Annotated in this window: 19 protein-coding genes; 14 read left to right on the forward strand and 5 right to left on the reverse strand. The window is 72.2% G+C overall.

What is annotated here, in order from left to right:
* Nucleotides 1-10: 10 nt before the first annotated feature.
* The 10 genes from ACZ56L_RS24365 to ACZ56L_RS24410 all read left to right on the forward strand — a co-directional run bounded on the left by ACZ56L_RS24365 (nucleotide 11) and on the right by ACZ56L_RS24410 (nucleotide 10,985).
* Nucleotides 11-2,080, forward strand: a complete 2,070-nt coding sequence (locus tag ACZ56L_RS24365) for a tetratricopeptide repeat protein (RefSeq protein WP_471066341.1) — start codon at nucleotides 11-13, stop codon at nucleotides 2,078-2,080.
* Nucleotides 2,081-2,253: 173 nt separating this feature from the next.
* Nucleotides 2,254-3,369: an alanine dehydrogenase gene (gene ald / locus ACZ56L_RS24370; protein WP_345226620.1), complete on the forward strand. Its 1,116-nt coding sequence runs from the start codon at nucleotides 2,254-2,256 to the stop codon at nucleotides 3,367-3,369.
* A gap of 341 nt (nucleotides 3,370-3,710) precedes the next feature.
* Nucleotides 3,711-4,874 (forward strand): ParA family protein, encoded by a 1,164-nt coding sequence (locus ACZ56L_RS24375; protein WP_345224399.1) that lies wholly within the window; start codon nucleotides 3,711-3,713, stop codon nucleotides 4,872-4,874.
* Nucleotides 4,871-5,422 carry a hypothetical protein gene (locus ACZ56L_RS24380; RefSeq protein ID WP_471066685.1) on the forward strand — a complete coding sequence of 184 codons (552 nt, stop codon included), beginning with the start codon at nucleotides 4,871-4,873 and terminating at the stop codon, nucleotides 5,420-5,422. Before ACZ56L_RS24375 ends, ACZ56L_RS24380 begins: the two co-directional genes overlap by 4 nt.
* A gap of 64 nt (nucleotides 5,423-5,486) precedes the next feature.
* Nucleotides 5,487-6,422, forward strand: a complete 936-nt coding sequence (locus ACZ56L_RS24385; protein WP_471066344.1) for a segregation and condensation protein A — start codon at nucleotides 5,487-5,489, stop codon at nucleotides 6,420-6,422.
* Nucleotides 6,419-7,030 carry an SMC-Scp complex subunit ScpB gene (scpB, locus tag ACZ56L_RS24390; protein WP_345224403.1) on the forward strand — a complete coding sequence of 204 codons (612 nt, stop codon included), beginning with the start codon at nucleotides 6,419-6,421 and terminating at the stop codon, nucleotides 7,028-7,030. The genes ACZ56L_RS24385 and scpB overlap by 4 nt, the downstream gene beginning before the upstream one ends.
* Nucleotides 7,030-8,427, forward strand: a complete 1,398-nt coding sequence (locus ACZ56L_RS24395) for a pseudouridine synthase (protein ID WP_345224406.1) — start codon at nucleotides 7,030-7,032, stop codon at nucleotides 8,425-8,427. The genes scpB and ACZ56L_RS24395 overlap by 1 nt, the downstream gene beginning before the upstream one ends.
* Before the next feature lie 142 nt (nucleotides 8,428-8,569).
* The gene (gene pnuC / locus ACZ56L_RS24400; protein ID WP_471066346.1) at nucleotides 8,570-9,184 is read left to right on the forward strand and encodes a nicotinamide riboside transporter PnuC; all 615 of its coding nucleotides are present in this window, start codon (nucleotides 8,570-8,572) and stop codon (nucleotides 9,182-9,184) included.
* Complete coding sequence (locus ACZ56L_RS24405; protein WP_471066348.1) at nucleotides 9,178-9,933, forward strand: NUDIX domain-containing protein; 756 nt, start codon at nucleotides 9,178-9,180, stop codon at nucleotides 9,931-9,933. The genes pnuC and ACZ56L_RS24405 overlap by 7 nt, the downstream gene beginning before the upstream one ends.
* Nucleotides 9,934-9,935: 2 nt before the next feature.
* Entirely contained in the window at nucleotides 9,936-10,985 is a 1,050-nt protein-coding gene (locus tag ACZ56L_RS24410) for an ADP-ribosylglycohydrolase family protein (RefSeq protein ID WP_471066350.1), read from the forward strand.
* A 640-nt stretch (nucleotides 10,986-11,625) separates the two neighbouring features.
* On the opposite strand, the gene ACZ56L_RS24415 is transcribed toward ACZ56L_RS24410, so the two are convergent.
* From ACZ56L_RS24415 to ACZ56L_RS24435, 5 genes are read right to left on the reverse strand one after another with little or no spacing between them, the layout of a single operon-like run.
* Nucleotides 11,626-12,459, reverse strand: a complete 834-nt coding sequence (locus ACZ56L_RS24415; RefSeq protein ID WP_471066352.1) for a hypothetical protein — start codon at nucleotides 12,457-12,459, stop codon at nucleotides 11,626-11,628.
* Nucleotides 12,417-13,805, reverse strand: a complete 1,389-nt coding sequence (locus ACZ56L_RS24420) for a hypothetical protein (protein WP_471066354.1) — start codon at nucleotides 13,803-13,805, stop codon at nucleotides 12,417-12,419. Before ACZ56L_RS24420 ends, ACZ56L_RS24415 begins: the two co-directional genes overlap by 43 nt.
* Before the next feature lie 12 nt (nucleotides 13,806-13,817).
* Nucleotides 13,818-14,213: a hypothetical protein gene (locus tag ACZ56L_RS24425; protein WP_471066356.1), complete on the reverse strand. Its 396-nt coding sequence runs from the start codon at nucleotides 14,211-14,213 to the stop codon at nucleotides 13,818-13,820.
* A 25-nt stretch (nucleotides 14,214-14,238) separates the two neighbouring features.
* Nucleotides 14,239-14,952, reverse strand: a complete 714-nt coding sequence (locus tag ACZ56L_RS24430) for a nucleotidyltransferase domain-containing protein (RefSeq protein ID WP_471066358.1) — start codon at nucleotides 14,950-14,952, stop codon at nucleotides 14,239-14,241.
* A 17-nt stretch (nucleotides 14,953-14,969) separates the two neighbouring features.
* The gene (locus tag ACZ56L_RS24435; RefSeq protein ID WP_401760976.1) at nucleotides 14,970-15,425 is read right to left on the reverse strand and encodes a Rieske (2Fe-2S) protein; all 456 of its coding nucleotides are present in this window, start codon (nucleotides 15,423-15,425) and stop codon (nucleotides 14,970-14,972) included.
* 356 nt (nucleotides 15,426-15,781) lie between these two features.
* On the opposite strand from ACZ56L_RS24435, the gene aroH reads away from it, so the two are divergent.
* The 4 genes from aroH (at nucleotide 15,782) to ACZ56L_RS24455 (ending at nucleotide 18,727) form a co-directional block, all read left to right on the forward strand.
* Entirely contained in the window at nucleotides 15,782-16,153 is a 372-nt protein-coding gene (aroH, locus tag ACZ56L_RS24440) for a chorismate mutase (RefSeq protein WP_401761038.1), read from the forward strand.
* A complete protein-coding gene (locus ACZ56L_RS24445; protein ID WP_345224428.1) occupies nucleotides 16,150-17,235 on the forward strand; it encodes a prephenate dehydrogenase in 1,086 nt (361 codons plus the stop codon). The genes aroH and ACZ56L_RS24445 overlap by 4 nt, the downstream gene beginning before the upstream one ends.
* Nucleotides 17,236-17,360: 125 nt before the next feature.
* Entirely contained in the window at nucleotides 17,361-18,068 is a 708-nt protein-coding gene (gene cmk, locus ACZ56L_RS24450; protein ID WP_401760975.1) for a (d)CMP kinase, read from the forward strand.
* On the forward strand, nucleotides 18,065-18,727 hold the full coding sequence (locus ACZ56L_RS24455) for a lysophospholipid acyltransferase family protein (protein WP_401760974.1): 663 nt from the start codon (nucleotides 18,065-18,067) through the stop codon (nucleotides 18,725-18,727). The genes cmk and ACZ56L_RS24455 overlap by 4 nt, the downstream gene beginning before the upstream one ends.
* Nucleotides 18,728-18,748: the final 21 nt, after the last annotated feature.

Genomic DNA, 18,748 nt, shown 5'->3' on the forward strand with positions numbered 1-18,748 from the left:
AGCGTGGCCCGTGACGGACCAGGCGGTGGACATCGGCAGCGCGGCGGCGGTCACGGCGACCGCTCCCGCGACGGCCTCGGCCCATGATTGGGCCGCCGGTCAATTCTTCGGCCGGAAACGGGAGTTGAAGGGCCTGCGCGCCGACATCCAGCGCACCGGCCTCGACACCCTCACCGGCCGCAAGGCGCCCAGGGCCCGCGTGCTGCTGATCGCCGGAAGGCCCGGTTCCGGACGGACCGCCCTCGCCGAGGAACTCGCCCGCGAGCTCTCCGGCGACTACCCAGAAGGGGCCTACCGGGCCCGCCTCACCGCCTCGGGCGGGCAGCGCGTCCCCACCGAGGAGACCGCCCGGGGCCTCCTGGACGACCTGGGCGTCGCCGCCCCCGCGGGGGCCGACGCGGACACCCTCGCCGCGATGGTGCGCGAGGCCCTCGCCGTACGCAGGGCGCTGCTGGTCCTGGACGACGCGGTGGACGCGGAACAGGTCGACCCCCTGCTCCCCGACAACCCCGCCTGCCTGGTCGTCGCGACCTCGCAGGGACCGCTCACCGGCATCGTGGACGTACGGCCCTGCACGCTCGGCGGCCTCGACACCGCCTCCGCCGTCGCCCTCCTCGCGCACTACACCGGCAGGGTCCGCATCACCGTCGACCCGACCGCCGCCGACGCGCTCGCCGAGGAGTGCGGGGGGCAGCCCGCGGCGCTGGTGCTGGTGGCCGGATGGCTCGCGGCCCGGCCCAAGCTGTCGGTGGCCGACGCCGTCCTGCACCTGAACGAACTCCCCGCCGACCTCGGACAGCCGCAGGGCGAGGGCCCGTTGGTCCGGGCGCTGCGCCTGGTGTACGGGTCGCTGCCGCAGCCGGCCGCGCGGATACTGCGTCTGCTCGCGCTCGCCCCCGCGGGCCTCGCGGACGCGCACACCGCGTCCGCGCTCGCCGGGTGCTCGGTGTCGGCCGCGCAGACCACACTGGACGACTTCGCGGTGCAGGGGCTGCTGCACCCGGTGCACGGTCCGGTGCCGCAGTACCTGGTGCCGGGGTGCCTGGCGCCGCTGCTGCTGGCGTTGACGGAGGCTCAGGACCGCGATTCGGAGCGGCAGTTGGCGCGGGCCCGGATGCTGGAGCGGACCGTTCGGCAGCTCCACTCGTGCCGGGCGGTCACCGAGCCCGAGGGCTCGCCGGCCCGCAAGAAGCTCGCCGGACTGCCGCGTTCGCTGCGTTTCTCCGGCCGGCGGGAGGCCGCCGAGTGGCTGCGCGCCCGGCAGCCCGCGCTGCTCGCCGCGGCCCGCGCGGCCGTCGAGGACGGCGGGCTCGACACCCTCGCCCGCAGGCTCGTCGCCGCACTCGTACGGGCACTGGTGGCGCACCGGGGCACCGAGGACGCAGCCCCCGAGCTGTACGGGCTGCACCGGCTGGTCCTGGACGTGGCCGAGCGCCGCGACCTGCACCGCGAGAAGGCCGCCGCCCTGCTCAACCTGGCCGATCTCGACGCGGGCACCGGCCGTACCGCCGAGGCGCTGGCCCGCTACCGGGCCGCCCTGGACGCCGCCCGGACCGCCCAGGACCCCTACGCCACCGCCCGCGCGATGGAATCCGTAGGCGGGACGTACCAGGAGATGGGGGACTTCCCCCGGGCCGCCGACTGGTACGGCCGGGCGCTCGCCCAGCGCCTGGCGCGCGGCGAGCACGAGGACGGGGCCCGGCTCTACGGGCGGCTCGGCGCGGTCCACACCTACGCGGGCCGCTACGGGGAGGCGCTGCGGGAGTGGCGGGCGGCCGCCGCCGCGCTGCGCAGGCTCGGTGATCTCCCGGGCCACGCACGGGCGTTGAGCGAGATGGCCCGGGTCCAGGAGTACGCCGGACGCCCCGAGGAGTGCCTGCGCACCTGCCAGGAGGCGGTGGAGTGGGCGCGCCGGGCCGACGACGTGCGCCTGCAGGCGGCGCTCCAGCTGCGGCTGGCCGACACCCTGGACCGGCTCGGCGACCCGGCGTCCGCCCGGCTGTACCGGGGGGCGGCGGAGAGACTAATGGAAGATGAGGTTCCAGCCTACGAAATCCGTAGCGCATCCGCGCGAGGTTGATGCTTTGTAAGGCTAGACAGCGGGAAATCCTTCATTAGACTGAGTTTGCTGCAACCGTCCGCGGCGTTCCCCAGGCCTGCCCTCTGTGCCTGGCCGTGTGCGGTGAGTGCCCGTTTTGCGGGTACTTGTTGCACACTCCGTTTCGTACCCCAGAGTCAAGGACCGTGATCGACGTGAAGGTCGGCATCCCCCGCGAGGTCAAGAACAACGAGTTCCGGGTGGCCATCACCCCGGCCGGCGTGCACGAGCTCGTGCGCCACGGCCACGAGGTCGTCATCGAGAAGGACGCCGGTCTCGGCTCCTCGATCACGGACGGCGAGTACGTCTCGGCCGGCGCCCGCATCCTGGACACCGCCGACGAGGTCTGGGCCTCGGCCGACCTGCTGCTGAAGGTCAAGGAGCCGATCGCCGAGGAGTACCACCGCCTCCGCAAGGACCAGACGCTCTTCACCTACCTGCACCTCGCGGCCTCCCGCGAGTGCACGGACGCGCTCCTCGAGTCCGGCACGACCGCCATCGCGTACGAGACGGTCGAGACCGCCAACCGCGCGCTGCCGCTGCTCGCCCCGATGTCCGAGGTCGCGGGCCGCATCGCCCCGCAGGTCGGCGCGTACCACCTGATGCGCCAGGTCGGCGGCCGCGGCGTGCTCCCGGGCGGCGTCCCGGGCACGGCGGCCGGCCGGGCCGTCGTCATCGGCGGCGGCGTCTCCGGCTGGAACGCCACCCAGATCGCCGTCGGCATGGGCTTCCACGTGACCCTGCTCGACCGTGACATCAACAAGCTGCGCGAGGCCGACAAGATCTTCGGCACCAAGGTGCAGACGATCGTCTCCAACGCCTTCGAGCTGGAGAAGGCCGTCGTCGAGGCCGACCTCGTCATCGGCGCCGTCCTCATCCCGGGCGCCAAGGCCCCGAAGCTGGTCACCAACGAGCTCGTTGCCAAGATGAAGCCCGGAAGTGTACTTGTCGACATTGCAATCGACCAGGGCGGCTGCTTCGAGGACTCGCACCCGACCACGCACGCCGAGCCGACGTTCAACGTCCACAACTCGGTCTTCTACTGCGTGGCCAACATGCCGGGCGCCGTCCCGAACACCTCGACCTACGCGCTCACCAACGCCACGCTGCCCTACATCGTGGAGCTCGCGAACCGCGGCTGGGTCGAGGCGCTGCGCCGCGACCCGGCGCTCGCCAAGGGCCTCAACACCCATGACGGCCAGGTCGTTTACCGCGAGGTGGCCGAGGCGCACGAGCTGCCGCACGTGGAGCTGAACACCCTGCTCGGCTGACCCGTCAACAGGCGTCGTCAACATCGCGCGCCCGGCCGGACCTTGCCCACGCGAGGTCCGGCCGGACGCGTGTCCGGCCGCTTTGCGACACTCGCTCAACTCGTCACGAAAGCCACCTTTTCCCCGTTTCGCACCCCGGCGAAACGAGTCGGTCGCACCCTGTCCGCGTGCGCGCGCACCCTTGACAGAGGGGTGTTCCATTGCCGACACATCGACCCGGGTCCGGTGGATTGTGTTGCTGCGGACCGGTGACACGCCATAGAGTCGGCCACCGTCGGCATGGTGCCACGCTGACCTATCGATAAGTTTCCTGGTCACGTCCCAAGGAGGTAAGACGACTTGTGAATGAGTCGACATTTACTCCCGGAGGTGGTCAACCGGGAACGCCTGCGCAGGGCCAGAGCCCTACGGGGCTCGAAGCTGTCGGCTCGGTCGCGGTCCGCACCTTCGCCACCCATCAGCACATGACGACATCCCACCAGAGCATGGACGGCCTACACGTGAACGCCATGGCCGGCGACCAGAGTGGCGATAAGTCCACCACCGGCTTCGCCGACTTCGACGAGGTCCCCCAGGGGCACTTCTACGATCCCGACGCCGAGTACGAGCCCGACCCCGAGTACGCGGCCACCCTCGCCCCCGACGCTGCCCGCCAGCGCCGCGAGCGGATCGGCCCGACCGGACGGCCGCTGCCGTACTTCCCGATCCCCGGACCGCTGACCGAGCACGGCCCGGCCAAGATCATCGCGATGTGCAACCAGAAGGGCGGGGTCGGCAAGACGACCTCGACCATCAACCTGGGTGCGGCCCTCGCCGAGTACGGACGCCGCGTCCTGCTCGTCGACTTCGACCCGCAGGGAGCCCTGTCGGTCGGTCTCGGGGTGAACCCGATGGAGCTCGACCTCACGGTCTACAACCTGCTCATGGAGCGGGGCATGTCGGCCGACGAGGTGCTGCTGAAGACGGCCGTTCCCAACATGGACCTGCTGCCCAGCAACATCGACCTCTCCGCCGCCGAGGTGCAGCTCGTCAGCGAGGTGGCCCGCGAGTCGACGCTCCAGCGGGCGCTCAAGCCGCTGATGAACGACTACGACTACATCGTGATCGACTGCCAGCCCTCGCTCGGCCTGCTCACCGTGAACGCCCTCACAGCCGCGCACAAGGTGATCGTGCCGCTGGAGTGCGAGTTCTTCGCGCTGCGCGGGGTGGCCCTGCTGACGGAGACCATCGAGAAGGTCCAGGAGCGGCTCAACCCGGACCTGGAGCTCGACGGCATCCTCGCCACGATGTACGACTCCCGCACGGTGCACAGCCGTGAGGTGCTCGCGCGCGTGGTGGAGGCGTTCGACGACCACGTCTACCACACGGTGATCGGCCGTACGGTGCGCTTCCCGGAGACCACGGTCGCCGGTGAGCCCATCACCACGTACGCCTCGAACTCCGTGGGCGCCGCCGCCTACCGCCAGCTCGCCAGGGAGGTGCTCGCCCGGTGTCACGCCGAGTGAGTCTGCCGGGGGCCGACGAGCTGTTCCGTACGACCGGGGGAATGGGCCTGCAGTCGGCGGGCCGCAGGTCCGGCGCGAACGGCGAGCCCCGCATCCCGGCGCCCGCCGGCGAGAGCGGGCCCGCGCCCGTGGAGCCCGCCGAGGGCCCCGAGCACGGGATCGCCGCCGACACCGCGGAGCAGCAGCGGACCCGGAGCGGCGAGGCCGCACCCCCGGCCCCCGCCCCGGCCGTCGGCCGCTCCCAGGAAGCCCCTGGCGCGCCCCGTGGGGCCGCGGGGGCCCCTGCGGGAGCCCAGCCCCGCCGGCGCGGCGGAAGGGGCGCCAACCGGCGTCCCAGCGGCCGCGAGCGGCACGACGAGAAGATCACGGTCTACGTCTCCGCCGAGGAGCTGATGGACCTGGAGCACGCCCGGCTGGTGCTCCGCGGCGAGCACGGGCTCGCCGTCGACCGGGGACGGATCGTCCGCGAGGCGGTCGCCGTCGTCCTCGCCGACCTGGAGTCCCGGGGCGACGCGAGCATTCTCGTGCGGCGCCTGCGCGGGCGCTGAGCGGGGCGGCGGTAGCCTCGCGGCTGCCCCCACACCGCTTCGCCCGCACCTCAGGACCTCCTTGATGCCGCCCGCCCCTTTGCTGCCGCCCGCCCCGCCCGACGACACCACCGGCCGCCCCTCGCGCCGCCGCCCCCCGGGGCGCGGTGCGGGGGCGGCTGCGTTCGCGGAGCCGGAAGCCGCTCCCGGGGCGGCGCCCGGGGCCGGCGACGGGAGGTTCACCGTGCGGCTGGCGAACTTCGAGGGGCCGTTCGACCTGCTGCTCCAGCTCATCTCCAAGCACAAGCTGGACGTGACCGAGGTCGCCCTGTCCCGGGTGACGGACGAGTTCATGGCGCACATGCGTGCCATGGGGCCTGACGGGGACCTGGACCAGACGACGGAGTTCCTGGTGGTCGCCGCCACCCTGCTGGACCTGAAGACGGCCCGGCTGCTGCCCGTCGCCGAGGTGGAGGACGAGGCGGACCTGGCGCTCCTGGAGGCGCGCGACCTGCTGTTCGCACGGCTGCTCCAGTACCGGGCGTACAAGGAGATCGCCGGGATCTTCGCGGAGCGCTGGGAGGCCGAGGGGCGCCGGTTTCCGCGCACCGTGGGCCTGGAGGAACAGCTCGCGCGGCTGCTGCCGGAGGTGGTCGTCGGCATCGGCGCGGAGGGTTTCGCCGGGCTGGCGGCCAGGGCGATGCAGCCGAAGCCGAGGCCCGAGGTGTACGTCGACCACGTCCACGCCCCCCTGGTGTCCGTGCAGGAGCAGGCGGGAGTGCTGGCCGGGCTGCTGCGGGCGCGGGGCGCGGCGAGCTTCCAGGAGCTGGTCGCGGACGCCCCGGACACCCTCACCGTGGTCGCCCGTTTCCTGGCCCTGCTGGAGCTGTACCGGGAGAAGGCCGTCGAGCTGGACCAGGAGCAGGCGCTGGGGGAGCTGACGGCGACCTGGGTGGGCAGTGCGTCCGGCGACCTGGCGGTGACCGGGGAGTTCGATCTCGTGGTGGAGGAGGAGAAGTGAGCGAGCGGGAGCTGCGCGGGGCGCTGGAGGCCGTGCTGATGGTCGTCGACGAGCCCGCGACCGCAGAGCACCTGGCGAAGGTCCTGGACGTCGGGGAGCGCGAGGTGAGCGACGCGCTGCGGGAGCTGGCCGACGAGTACACCGGGCAGCAGCGCGGCTTCGAGCTGCGGCTGGTGGCGGGCGGCTGGCGCTTCTACTCGCGCGCCCGGTACGCGCGGGCCGTGGAGGCGTTCGTACTGGACGGACAGCAGGCCCGGCTCACCCAGGCGGCCCTGGAGACCCTGGCGGTCGTCGCGTACCGGCAGCCGGTGTCCCGCTCGCGGGTTTCGGCCGTACGGGGAGTCAACTGCGACGGGGTCATGCGCACCCTCCTCCAGCGGGGTCTGGTCGGGGAGGCGGGCACGGAACCCGAAACAGGTGCGATCCTGTACAGGACGACGAACTACTTTCTGGAGCGGATGGGCCTGCGAGGCCTGGACGAGCTCCCGGAGCTCGCGCCCTTCCTCCCCGAGGCAGACGCGATCGAGGCTGAGACGCTAGAGGGTGTGCCGTCGTTCGATCCGGACGCCCCGGAGACTGACGCAGACGACGACAAGACGGATTTTTGATGCGAAGCAACGACAGGAACAGCAGCGGCGGCAACGACCGGAACCAGCGGGGTGCGGGTAACGGACGCGGCCCCGCTGGTGGCGGGCGCGGCGGCGCGGGCGGCGGACGAGGCGCGGGCTCCGGTGCAGGCTCGGCGGGTGGCTCCCGCGGCGGCGCCGGCGGCCGTGGCGGCTCCGGCGGCGGCCGCTCGGGCGGCGGCCAGGGCTTCGGCGGCGGGCGCGGCGGCTCGGGCGCCGGGCAGGGCTTCGGCGGCGGGCGCGGGACGTCCGGCGGCGGCCGTGACTCCCGGGACTTCCGCGACTCGCGTGATTCCCGCGACGCACGTGACTCCCGCGCCCCCCGCGATGGGCGTGACGCGCGTGACTCCCGTGATTTCCGTGACGGCGAGCGCGAGCAGCGGGAGCGTCGTCCGCGTCCCGAGGAGCGGCGCTACGACGTGGGCCCCTCCGCGACCCACCAGGGGCCGCGCAGCGGCCGCGGCGACTCCGCGCGCGGCGGCGCCAAGGGCGGCCCCAAGGCCCCCAAGACCCCGCAGAAGCCGGGCCGCCGCGGCAACTACAACGCCGGCGCCTCGCGTCCCCGCGAGCTCGACGCCAAGATCGAGCAGCGCAACCGGGACCGCTACGCGGGCAAGCCCGACATCAAGATCGAGAAGACCTTCCCGGGCGCCGAGCAGGAGGGCGAGCGGCTGCAGAAGATCCTCGCCCGGGCCGGCATGGGCTCGCGGCGCGCGTGCGAGGAGCTCATCGAGCAGGCCCGCGTCGAGGTCAACGGCGAGATCGTCGTCGAGCAGGGCATGCGGGTCGACCCGCACAAGGACGAGATCAAGGTCGACGGCCTGACCGTGGCCGCCCAGTCGCACCTGTTCTTCGCGCTGAACAAGCCCGCGGGCGTCGTCGCGACGATGGGCGACCCGGACGGCCGGCAGAACCTCAACGACTACGTGAACAACCGCGAGACGCGGCTGTTCCACGTGGGCCGTCTCGACACCGAGACCGAGGGCATCATCCTGCTCACCAACCACGGCGAGCTGGCGCACCGGCTGACCCACCCCAAGTACGGCGTCAAGAAGACCTACCTGGCCGCCATCCAGGGCCCGCTCCCGCGCGAGCTGGGCAAGCGCCTCAAGGACGGCATCGCCCTGGAGGACGGGTACGCCCGCGCCGACCACTTCCGCGTGGTCGAGAACACCGGCAAGAACTACCTGGTCGAGGTGACCCTCCACGAGGGCCGCAAGCACATCGTCCGCCGCATGCTGGCGGAGGCCGGCTTCCCGGTCGAGCGCCTGGTGCGCACGTCCTTCGGCCCGATCGCGCTGGGCGACCAGAAGTCGGGCTGGCTGCGCCGCCTGACCAACACCGAGGTCGGCATGCTGATGAAGGAAGTCGGTCTCTAAGGACCGCCGGACCCCCTCGGGGGTGCGCCCGGGGCCGGGATCCGCTCACGCGGGTTCCGGCCCTGGGCTTTTTCACTGCCCTTGCCGGGACGCGGCCCGGCCTTTATAGTCAATCTGACTATTTACGGTGGGGGGTGCGGCGATGAACTGGACGGAGGCCGTCGGGTTCGTCGCGGGCGCGCTGTGCGTGTGGCTGATCGGCCGTCAGTACACCGCCAACTGGCCGCTGGGCATGGCCGCCAACTGCCTGTTCGCCGTGCTCTTCTCCCGTGCCAGGCTGTACGCCGACGCGGGACTCCAGCTCGTCTTCACCGCCCTCGCCGGGTACGGCTGGTGGACCTGGACCCACGGGGGTGGACCGGGCCCGCGGCTGCCGGTCCGGCGCACGCGCCGGTCCGAGTGGCTGCTGCTGTGCGGGGCGGGGGCGGTGGGGACGGCCGCCGTCACCGTGCTGCTGCACCGGGCGACCGACTCGACGGTGCCGTTCTGGGACGCGTCGACGGCCGTGCTGTCCCTGCTGGCGACGTACGGCCAGTGCCGCAAGCTCGTCGAGTCCTGGTGGCTGTGGCCGGCGGCGGACGTGGTGCACGTGCCGGTGTACGCGTCCAAGGGGCTGTGGCTGACCGCGCTGCTGTACGGGGTGCTGGCCGGCCTGTGCGTGGCCGGGCTGCGGGAGTGGCGCCGGGATCTGCGGGGACGGGAGCGGATGTTCCGTACGGAGGCGGAGACGGAGACGGAGGCAGGGGCGAAATGGTGACAGGAATCGACATCCCGGAGGGATACGACCCGAAAGCGTTCGCGCCCTTCGCGGTCACGGCCGATCTCGCGGTCTTCACCGTGCGTCAGGCGGCCCTGCACGTGCTGCTGGTCCGGCGGGGGCAGGCGCCGTTCGCGGGGGCGTGGGCGCTGCCGGGGGGCTTCGTGCTGCCGGACGAGTCGGCGGAGCGGGCGGCGCTGCGGGAGCTGGCCGAGGAGACGGGGCTGTCGCGGGAGCGGGCCGCGGGGCTGCACCTGGAGCAGTTGCGCACCTACAGCGATCCGGAACGGGACCCGCGGATGCGGGTGGTGTCGGTGGCCTTCGCCGCGCTCGTACCGGACCTGCCGGAGCCGCGCGGGGGCGGGGACGCGGCGGAGGCCCAGTGGGTGCCGGTCGCGTCGGCCGTGTCCCTGGCCTTCGACCACGGGCGGATCCTCGCCGACGCGCGGCGCAGGATCGGCGACAAGCTGGAGTACACCTCGCTCGCGACGGGCTTCTGCCCGCCGGAGTTCACGCTCGGCGAGCTTCAGCAGGTGTACGAGACGGTGTGGGGGGTCCCGTTGGACCGGCCCAACTTCCGGCGCAAGGTGCTGGCGACGCCGGGGTTCGTGGAACCGGTGGGCGGCGCTGCGCCGAGGCGGACCGGGGGACGGGGCAAGCCGGCGGCGCTGTACCGGGCGGGGAGGGCCGCGGTGCTGCACCCGCCGTTGCTGCGACCCGCTGTCGATTCTTCTGAGGGAGGGCGTTGAGGATGACTGCCGCGCACGTGAAGAAGGCCGCCACCGGGGCCATGGTGGGGCTCGCGCTCGGGGACGCGCTGGGGTTCCCGACCGAGTTCGACGACGTACCGTCGATCCTGGCGAAGTGCGGGCCGTGGCGGGAGATGGAGCTGCCGAAGAAGGCGCTCGTCTCCGACGACACCCAGATGACGCTGGCACTGGCGCGGGGGCTGCGGGTGGCGCTGTCGCGGGGGCCGCTGGGGCCGCGGCGGATGGAGCGGCCGGTGCGGGAGGAGTTCGTGGACTGGTACCACTCCCCGGAGAACACCCGGGCCCCCGGGCGCACCTGCATGGTCGCGTGCCGCCTGCTGGACAGTGACCTGCCCTGGCAGAGGGCCTCGCAGATCGACTCCAAGGGGTGCGGGGCGAACATGCGGGTGGCACCGGTGGGGCTGGCGCCGGGGCTGGGGGAGCGGGAGCGGTCGGGGGCGGCACAGTTGCAGGCGGCGCTGACGCACGGACATCCGACGGCACTGGCGGCGAGCGACCTCACGGCGCGGGCGGTGTACCTGCTGGCCCGGGGGGTGGAACCGGCGGGCCTGGTCGGGCAGTTGCGGTCGTACGCGCTGGAGAGGCGGGAGCGGTACGACGCGCTGTGGCTGGGCGACCTGTGGTCCTACGCGCAGGACCCGACGCCGGAACGGTTCATCGCGCGGGGCTGGGACGAGTGCCTGGGCGTGCTGGAGGGGCTGGAGGCGGCCCTGCGCGACCGGTCGGCGCGGGCGTCGCTGGCGGAGACGGACCCGTGTCTGGTCACGGGGGACGGGTGGGTGGCGGAGGAGGCACTGGCGACGGCGCTGCTGTGCTTCCTGCTGTTCCCGGAGACCCCGCTCCTGGCCCTCCGCCGCGCGGCGTGCACGAGGGGCGACTCGGACTCCATCGCCTGCCTGACGGGCGCTTTCGCGGGGGCTTACCTGGGGGCGGGGGCGTGGCCGGGGGATTGGACGGAGAGGGTGGAGTATCGGGGGGAGTTGGTGGGGGTGGGGGTGGGGTGGGACGGGGCGGACCTGACCGGGTTGTAGGGAGGAGTGGTCAGGCGGGCCGGGATGTGGGGCTTGTTCGCGCACTGCAACTGGGAGGCCATGGTGCGGGCGACGGTTGCGGCGACCCGGCCGCGCAGCTCGGGGGAGAAGCTGTCGAGGTTCTTGGCGTTGAGGCGCACGGAGAGGGGGATTTGCTCCTGCTGCTGAGGGTGGGAGCCGCGGATCTTGCACGGGAAGGCGTAGCGGGAATCGCCTTCGTGGAGCCACCAGCCAGACAGGACGTCGCCCCCGGCAGCACGCCAGCCTGTTTGCGCTGACGCACTAAGGGGCCAGGCGTGCCATCCCACTCGCACAGTCAGAGAGCTTAGGCTCTTAGCTGGACCAAAGACACAGGGTGTTGCGCCGGGATCGTAGTCATTGTTGTCCGGTCGCCATGTGCGGGCTGCTGTTGACAGTTCAGCAACCAGTTTGCTGAGTGGGACGCCTGTGTTCGCATAAACGATTTCACCGCCGCCCATTGACTTGACGACCTTTTGCGCATTGGCCGAATCGATAAGGGAATTGCAGATGTCCTTCCCGCTTGAGTGGCTCCGTTGCGCGGGGGCGGAGCACCCTGCGACGGCAAGCGCAGCGGAGAGAAGGACACATGCGTGCGCGCTGTGTTTCTTCATGGCTCCCCCTAGGCGACTTGGCGGGACGACTGGATTTTCGCTCTGCCGAGGGCGTGCGACTCTTCAAGTTCTCGAAGGAGGGTGGATTTTTCGGCGCTGGACAATCCCACTGTGTTGCTGTATCTGGTTACAGGGCTTAGCGCTTCACGTTCGCAGGCGCCTTCGATTTCCTGCATCGTCCTAAGCGCCTTGCCGTCATTTTTGACCTCGTTGTCCTTCAGGTACTGCAACGTGTGAGTCCCGTACGCGGTACCGACCGCACCTGCTCCGGCGTCCATCGCCAAGGGCACGACAGTCGCCACCGCCACCCCAGCCGCAGGGCCGAGAATGAGTGTGCTGCCCACACCAGCCACCACGGCCGCCGTGCCCCCGACGGCATACTTGCGCCACTCGCCCTTCTTCTCCTCGTCCAGATTCGCTTGTTCCTCTTTGTCCTTGAAGTCGAGCTCGACCTGGGAGATTCGTGACTGGTCGAGAATTCCGTGCACCTTGGCAGCGTTGTGTGCGAAAGCCTTGCCCGATTCCGGGTCGTCCTCGAATGAGGCCAACGCGCTGGAGGTGTAGATCTGCTGAGCCGCCGACAGGATCTTGTACCCCTCCTCATCGGCCGCGACGACGTTCATGAAATTTCGCACCTTGTACTCGTCGAAGTCCGTGCGGGGGCCGCCGGACCTCCCGAAGAGCCCGGCCCTGTTCACGTCGTCGCCTCCGCCGCCGAAATTGAGTGTCGAGTAGTTCAGGTCGTCGATGTACGCCGCCCCCATCCGCCCCAAGCTGTCCATCAATGCCCCTTGCGGCTTCACCTCGGTCGTTGGGCTGTACAACTCGATGACCTTCCGCATGATGGCCGCCGTGTCCTTGTCCCGATGAAGCCCCGGCCTCGTGTCGTCCCACGGATGCCCCGTCGTCGCCGCCTCCAAGCGTGGCCCAGTGCGTCCGGGCCGCCCTCGTGGGAGTCCTCGGAGGAGCGGTCCAGGGTGTCGGGGGCCCATGTGAAGCCGGCGCTTGTCAGGTCGTCCAGGTGGCGGCCGGCCCTGAAGAACTCCTTGGCGGCCTCGGGGCTGTGGCCCAGGCCCTCCAGCACGCTGGTCAGCGGGTCGTAGCCCGCGCCGGTGAGGCCGGAGGGGTTGAAGCCGAAGTCGGGGTCGTCCGAGCGGCGGGGTTTGGTCTCCATGAAGAAGCCGGGGTCTTCTTTGTGGATGCGGAGGATGTCCTCCGCGATGGGGTTGATGAAGCGCGGGTCGTAGTCGCCGTAGCGCAGCAGCCCGCCCAGGATCTGGTAGCCGTACGGGCGGTCGATGCCGAGCGCGGGGGTGGGGACGGGCTGCGTGCCCAGGGCGCGGAACTCCTCGGCCCAGGAGACGGGGAGATGCGTGCGGTTGTCGGGGTCGGTGGCGGAGGCGAGGGCCGTGCCCATGGCGCGCTGGAGGTCCTTGGCCAGGGCCAGACGTTCGGGCTGGTCGCCGACCGTGCAGTCCAGGGACATCCGGGCGTAGAACTCCAGGGCCTGCTTCGGACTGCCCAGGCCCTGGTAGAAGGCCGTGGAGAAGTCGGAGTCCTTGGCGTTGAACGCGAGGATGCTGTTCAGCTCCGTGAACTGGGCGTCGGACAGCATCGGCCCCACCCCGGCCAACTCCAGCGCCCGTTCGGACTGTGCCGCGTCCAGTGAGCCGTACGACCGGTGGCCGAAGTTGCCGGGATCGCTCCCGTGGGACTTCCGCAGGGCGCGGGCCACCGAGGCGTCGATCTCCGCGGCGTGGGCGGCCAGCACCTTCAGCCGCCGGCTCAGCTCGATCTCGGCGGGCTTGGTCGGGTGGAGGGAGGGCGCGGCCATCCCCGGCAGGCCGGCGAGGTTCATGCCCAGCTTCGGGCCCTCCACGTCGCGGATGTGGCGTACCGCCTTCTGGAGCTTGGTGAGTTCCTGGTGGGCGTCTTCCAGGACGTGGGCGATGCTTGTCGCCTCCGTGCACGCGTCGGCGAATTCCTTCGTCGTCCTACGGATGAAGTCACGGGTGACGGTCGCGTTGACGCCGTCCCAGCGGGCGCGTTCGGAGGCGGGGAGGAGCCCCGAGCGGGCCTGGGCGGAGAGCCGTCTGAGGTGGGCCGCGGTCTGCTTCCAGTCGGCGGCCGTGCGTCCCAGCAGAGTCAGGTCGACCTCGGCCACGTCCGTGTACGTGAGGGTGCTCATCCGCCGTCGCCCCTACTTGAAGTAGGCGGAGAGGCGTGAGACGGGGACTTCGGGGGCGGCGACTCCCCGGATGGCGGTGCGGATCTTCGCGTCGTCCCGGGCGTGCGCCGCCTTCGTGTGGTCCAGGTGGTTGGAGACGTGCGCGCAGGCCTGGAGCAGGGAGCGCAGTTGGGAGGTCCAGACGCCGGCGGTCGTCTCCAGGGCGGCGCCCATCGCGAAGTGGTGGCGCCTGAGGGCCGCGGCGGTCCGGGCGGAGTGGTCCCGGGCGGCCACGTCCGCGTGCCGCAGGAGGGCTCCGTGCAGGACGTACGCCTCGTGCCCCACCGCGCCCAAGTCGTCCTGGTGGGCGATCAGGTCGGCCCGGGGGGCCGGGGCGGACTTCAGTTCGTTCCACTCGTTCCAGGCCACCGGCCGGTTCCTCCCCAGGTGTGCGTCAGCTCGACTCCTCGTACGCCAGGGCCGAACCGCGGCGCGTACGGATCAAGAAGTCTTCCACCCGGGCGTGGTCGGGGATCTCCGGAAGCGGGCTCGTGGAGAGCGCCGCCGCCGCGTCCTCGACCAGGGCGGCGAGCCGCTTCTCGACGGCTGGCCAGGGGACTTCGCCGCGTTTCACCGCGAGCAGCGGCTCGCGGGCGTCGCCCACGTCGACCGTGAGTTCACCCGTACGGAGAAGGTCCAGGCAACTGGAGAGGAGACGCAGGAGGTGCATGGCGTGCTTCCAGCGCGGGGCGCCGTACCGGCGTACGTCCGCGTCGATCTTGCGGCGCTGGCTCGCCGCGTACCCGACGAACGTGGCGTGGGCCCGGCGGGAGAGGAAGGCCGTGCGGAGGGTGAGGAGTTCCTCGCCGCGCGGGTCCGTGTGGAGGGGGAGGGGGGAGTGCAGGCATTCGAGGATGTTGGGGTTGGCGCGCAGGGCGAGGTCGCAGAAGCGTTCCAGTTCCCAGGAGAACTGTTCCGGGGCGGGGCCCTCGACGTGGGCGGGGGGTTTGGTGAAGCGCCAGAAGAGCGGGGTGGGGGCGAGGTAGACGCCCCGCACGTCCGTGTCGCTGTCCTCCGTCGCCAGGCCGAACGCACGCGAGCCCATGACGCAGGAGTAGAGGGTGTGGTCGCGGACGAGGACGTGCGGTGCGGGAGGGGGCGTGGTCATGCGGGAATTGTGGAGGGTCAGGACAGGCGGATCGAGCCGTTTTCCACGGTGATGGCGCGCGGCGGGAGCGGGCTGGGCGCCGGGCCGCCCGCCACGGAGGCGTCCGCGACGCGGTACTTGCTGCCGTGGCAGGGGCAGTTGATGGTGCCGCCGGTCACGTCGGCGACCGAGCAGCCCGCGTGCGTGCAGGTGGCGGAGAAGGCCTTGAAGCTGCCCGCCTCGGGCTGGGTGACCACGATCTTCTCGTCCTTGAAGACCTTGCCGCCGCCCACCGGGATGTCGGAGGTCGCCGCCAGCGGGGCCGGTTGCGGGGCCGACGGGTCGCTCGGGGCGGGCTGGTCGGCGGGGTCCTTCGCGGGCGGCGGGTCGGTGTCGCCGTCGCCGCCGTGCGTGGAGCAACCGGCGGCCGCCAGCACGGCCGCGGTCGTGGCGGCCGCCGCCAGGACCGTCCGGCGGGTCGTGGGTGCGTGCATGGGGGACTCCCTTGGGGTGCGGGGGTGCGGGTGCGGGGGACGCTGCCTCAGGTGGGTGACGCCGAACGTGCGGAAGAAGCCAGAGTGCCGAGGCCGGCCGAAGCACGGTAAGTACGGAGCACAGTAAGTCCGGAGCACAGTAAGTACGGTGCAGCCCAGACCGCCGACGACCGGCGGCAGTCACCCCGGCAGCCCCCGGCAGCCCCCGGCAGCCGCTGGGGCCGGCGGGCGGGCCCCGGGCGTGCGCGGCCGGCGGCGGGGGAGCGATCGCGTCGGCGTGGGCGGCCGGAGCCGTTGTCGGTGCGGCCGACTACGCTGAACGGATCATTGGGAGCAGTCGCACCGAGGAGTACGTCGTGGCGGTACGAGCGGTCCGCGGAGCCGTCCAACTGGAGACGGACGACGCCGCGCACATGGGCGAGCGGGTCGGCGCGCTGCTGACCGCCGTCCTGGAGCGCAACGGGCTGAGCGGCGACGACCTCATCAGCATCTGGTTCACGGCCACCCCCGACCTGCACAGCGACTTCCCGGCCGCCGCCGCCCGCCACCTCGGCATCGACGCCGTCCTCGACGTCCCGCTGATCTGCGCGCAGGAGCTCGACGTCACCGGGGCCATGCCCCGTGTCGTACGGCTGCTGGCGCACGTCGAGACCGGCCTCGCCAAGCCGGACATCCAGCACGTCTACCTCGGCGCCACCGCCGCCCTGCGCAAGGACATCGCCCAATGAGGACCGCACTCGTCATCGGCACCGGCCTGATCGGCACCTCGGCCGCCCTCGCGCTCGCCGCCCGGGGCGTCACCGTCCACCTCAGCGACCACGACCCCGACCGGGCCCGCACCGCCGCGGCCCTCGGCGCCGGGACCGACGAGCCCCCCGCCGGGCCGGTCGACCTGGCGATCGTCGCCGTGCCGCCCGCGCACGTCGCCGCGACCCTGGCCGACGCCATGCGGCGCGGCGCCGCCCGCGGGTACATCGACGTCGCCAGCGTCAAGCAGGGCCCGCGCCGCGACCTGGAGGCACAGGGCTGCGACCTGAGCACGTACATCGGTACGCATCCCATGGCGGGCAAGGAGAAGTCCGGTCCGCTGGCCGGCACCGCCGACCTCTTCGAGGGCCGTCCCTGGGTGCTCACCCCCACCCGCGACAGCGACACCGAGGTCTTCAACCTGGCCCTGGAGCTGATCGCCCTGTGCCGGGCCGTGCCCGTCGTCATGGACGCCGACGCCCACGACCGCGCCGTCGCCCTCGTCTCGCACACCCCGCAACTGGTCTCCTCGCTGGTCGCCGCCCGGCTGGAGGAGGCCGACGAGACGGCGGTACGGCTGTGCGGACAGGGCATCAGGGACGTCACCCGCATCGCCGCCTCCGAACCCCGGATGTGGGTGGAGATCCTCTCCGCGAACCCGGGGCCGGTCGCCGACGTGCTCAGCTCCGTCGCCGCCGACCTGGACGAGACCGTGCGGTCGCTGCGGGCCCTGCAGTCCGCCGACCAGGACAAGCGGCAGGGCGGCGCCGAGGGCGTCGAGGACGTCCTGCGCCGGGGCAACGCCGGCCGCGTACGGGTGCCCGGCAAGCACGGCTCGGCCCCCACGGCGTACGAGACGGTCACCGTGCTCATCAGCGACCAGCCCGGGCAGCTCGCCCGGATCTTCGCCGACGCGGGAGCGGCCGGGGTCAACATCGAGGACGTACGGATCGAGCACGCGACCGGACAGCAGGCCGGCCGCGTGCAGCTCACGGTGCAGCCGTCGGCGGTGGAGGGGCTGACGCGCACGCTGACGGAGCGGGGGTGGTCGCTGCGGCCGTAGCGGGAGTCCGCCGGGTGCCGCCCGTCAGGGGTACGCCATTCAGCCGGTACCGTAGATGGTTGGCAGTGTTGCGCCCCTGCGAGGGGCGAAACCGTCCCCACCGCCCCGCTCCGTGTACCAGGAAGGTGTCCGACACCGTGGAAACCGCCGCCCGGACCGCTCCGGCCGCAGTGATCGTCGCCATCGACGGCCCCTCCGGCACGGGCAAGTCCAGCACGTCCAAGGCCGTCGCCGCCAAGCTCGGACTCAGCTACCTGGACACCGGCGCCCAGTACCGCGCGATCACCTGGTGGATGCTGACCAACAACGTCGACACCTCCGACGCCGCCGCCGTCGCCACCGCCTCGGCCAAGCCCGCCATCGTCTCCGGCACCGACCCGCTGGCCCCGACCATCACGGTCGACGGCGTGGACGCGTCCGGTCCGATCCGTACGCAGGAGGTCACCGCCGAGGTCAGCGCGGTCAGCGCCGTGCCCGAGGTGCGCACCCGGATCACCGAACTCCAGCGCGAGATCGCCCGCGGCGCCGAGGGCGGCATCGTCGTCGAGGGCCGCGACATCGGCACCACCGTCCTCCCCGAGGCCGGCCTGAAGATCTTCCTCACCGCGTCCCCCGAGGCCCGCGCGGCCCGGCGCAGCGGCGAGACCAAGGGCGCCGACGTCAACGCCACCAAGGAAGCCCTGATCAAGCGGGACGCGGCCGACTCCGGCCGCAAGACCTCCCCGCTCGCCAAGGCGGCCGACGCCATCGAGGTCGACACCACCGACCTCACCCTCGACCAGGTCATCGAGTGCGTCGTCACCCTGGTCGAGGAGAAGCGGGCCGGCAAGTGACCGACACCTCCGCACCCGGCGTCGCCACCCGCCGGGGCGCCGCCGTCGGGCGCGGCATCGGCATCGGCCTGATGTACGGCCTGTGGAAGCCGCGCGTACTGGGCGCCTGGCGGGTGCCGGCCTCCGGGCCCGTCATCCTCGCGGTGAACCACGCGCACAACATCGACGGACCGATGCTGATGGGGACCGCGCCCCGCCCGGTGCACTTCCTCATCAAGAAGGAGGCCTTCGTCGGCCCCCTCGACCCGTTCCTGCGGGGCATCGGCCAGTTGAAGGTCGACCGGTCGGGCGCCGACCGGACGGCCGTCACCGACGCGCTGGGCGTGCTGCGCGACGGCGGGGTCCTGGGGATCTTCCCCGAGGGCTCGCGCGGCGAGGGCGATTTCGCCGCGCTGCGCGCGGGCCTCGCCTACTTCGCCGTACGGTCGGGGGCGCCCATCGTCCCCGTCGCCGTGCTCGGCGGGGCGGAGCGCCAGGGACGGCTGATACGCGCGCTGCCGCCGCTGCGCAGCAGGGTCGACGTCGTCTTCGGCGACGCCTTCGAGGCCGGGGACGGCAGCGGACGGCGTACCAGGAAGGCGCTGGACGAGGCCACCGTGCGCATCCAGGAACGGCTGACCGCCCACTTGGCGGGGGCCAGACGGCTCACCGGGCGTTAGGCGTTAGCGCGCCGCCCGAAG

It is taken from the genome of Streptomyces sp. NPDC039736 (assembly GCF_055596485.1).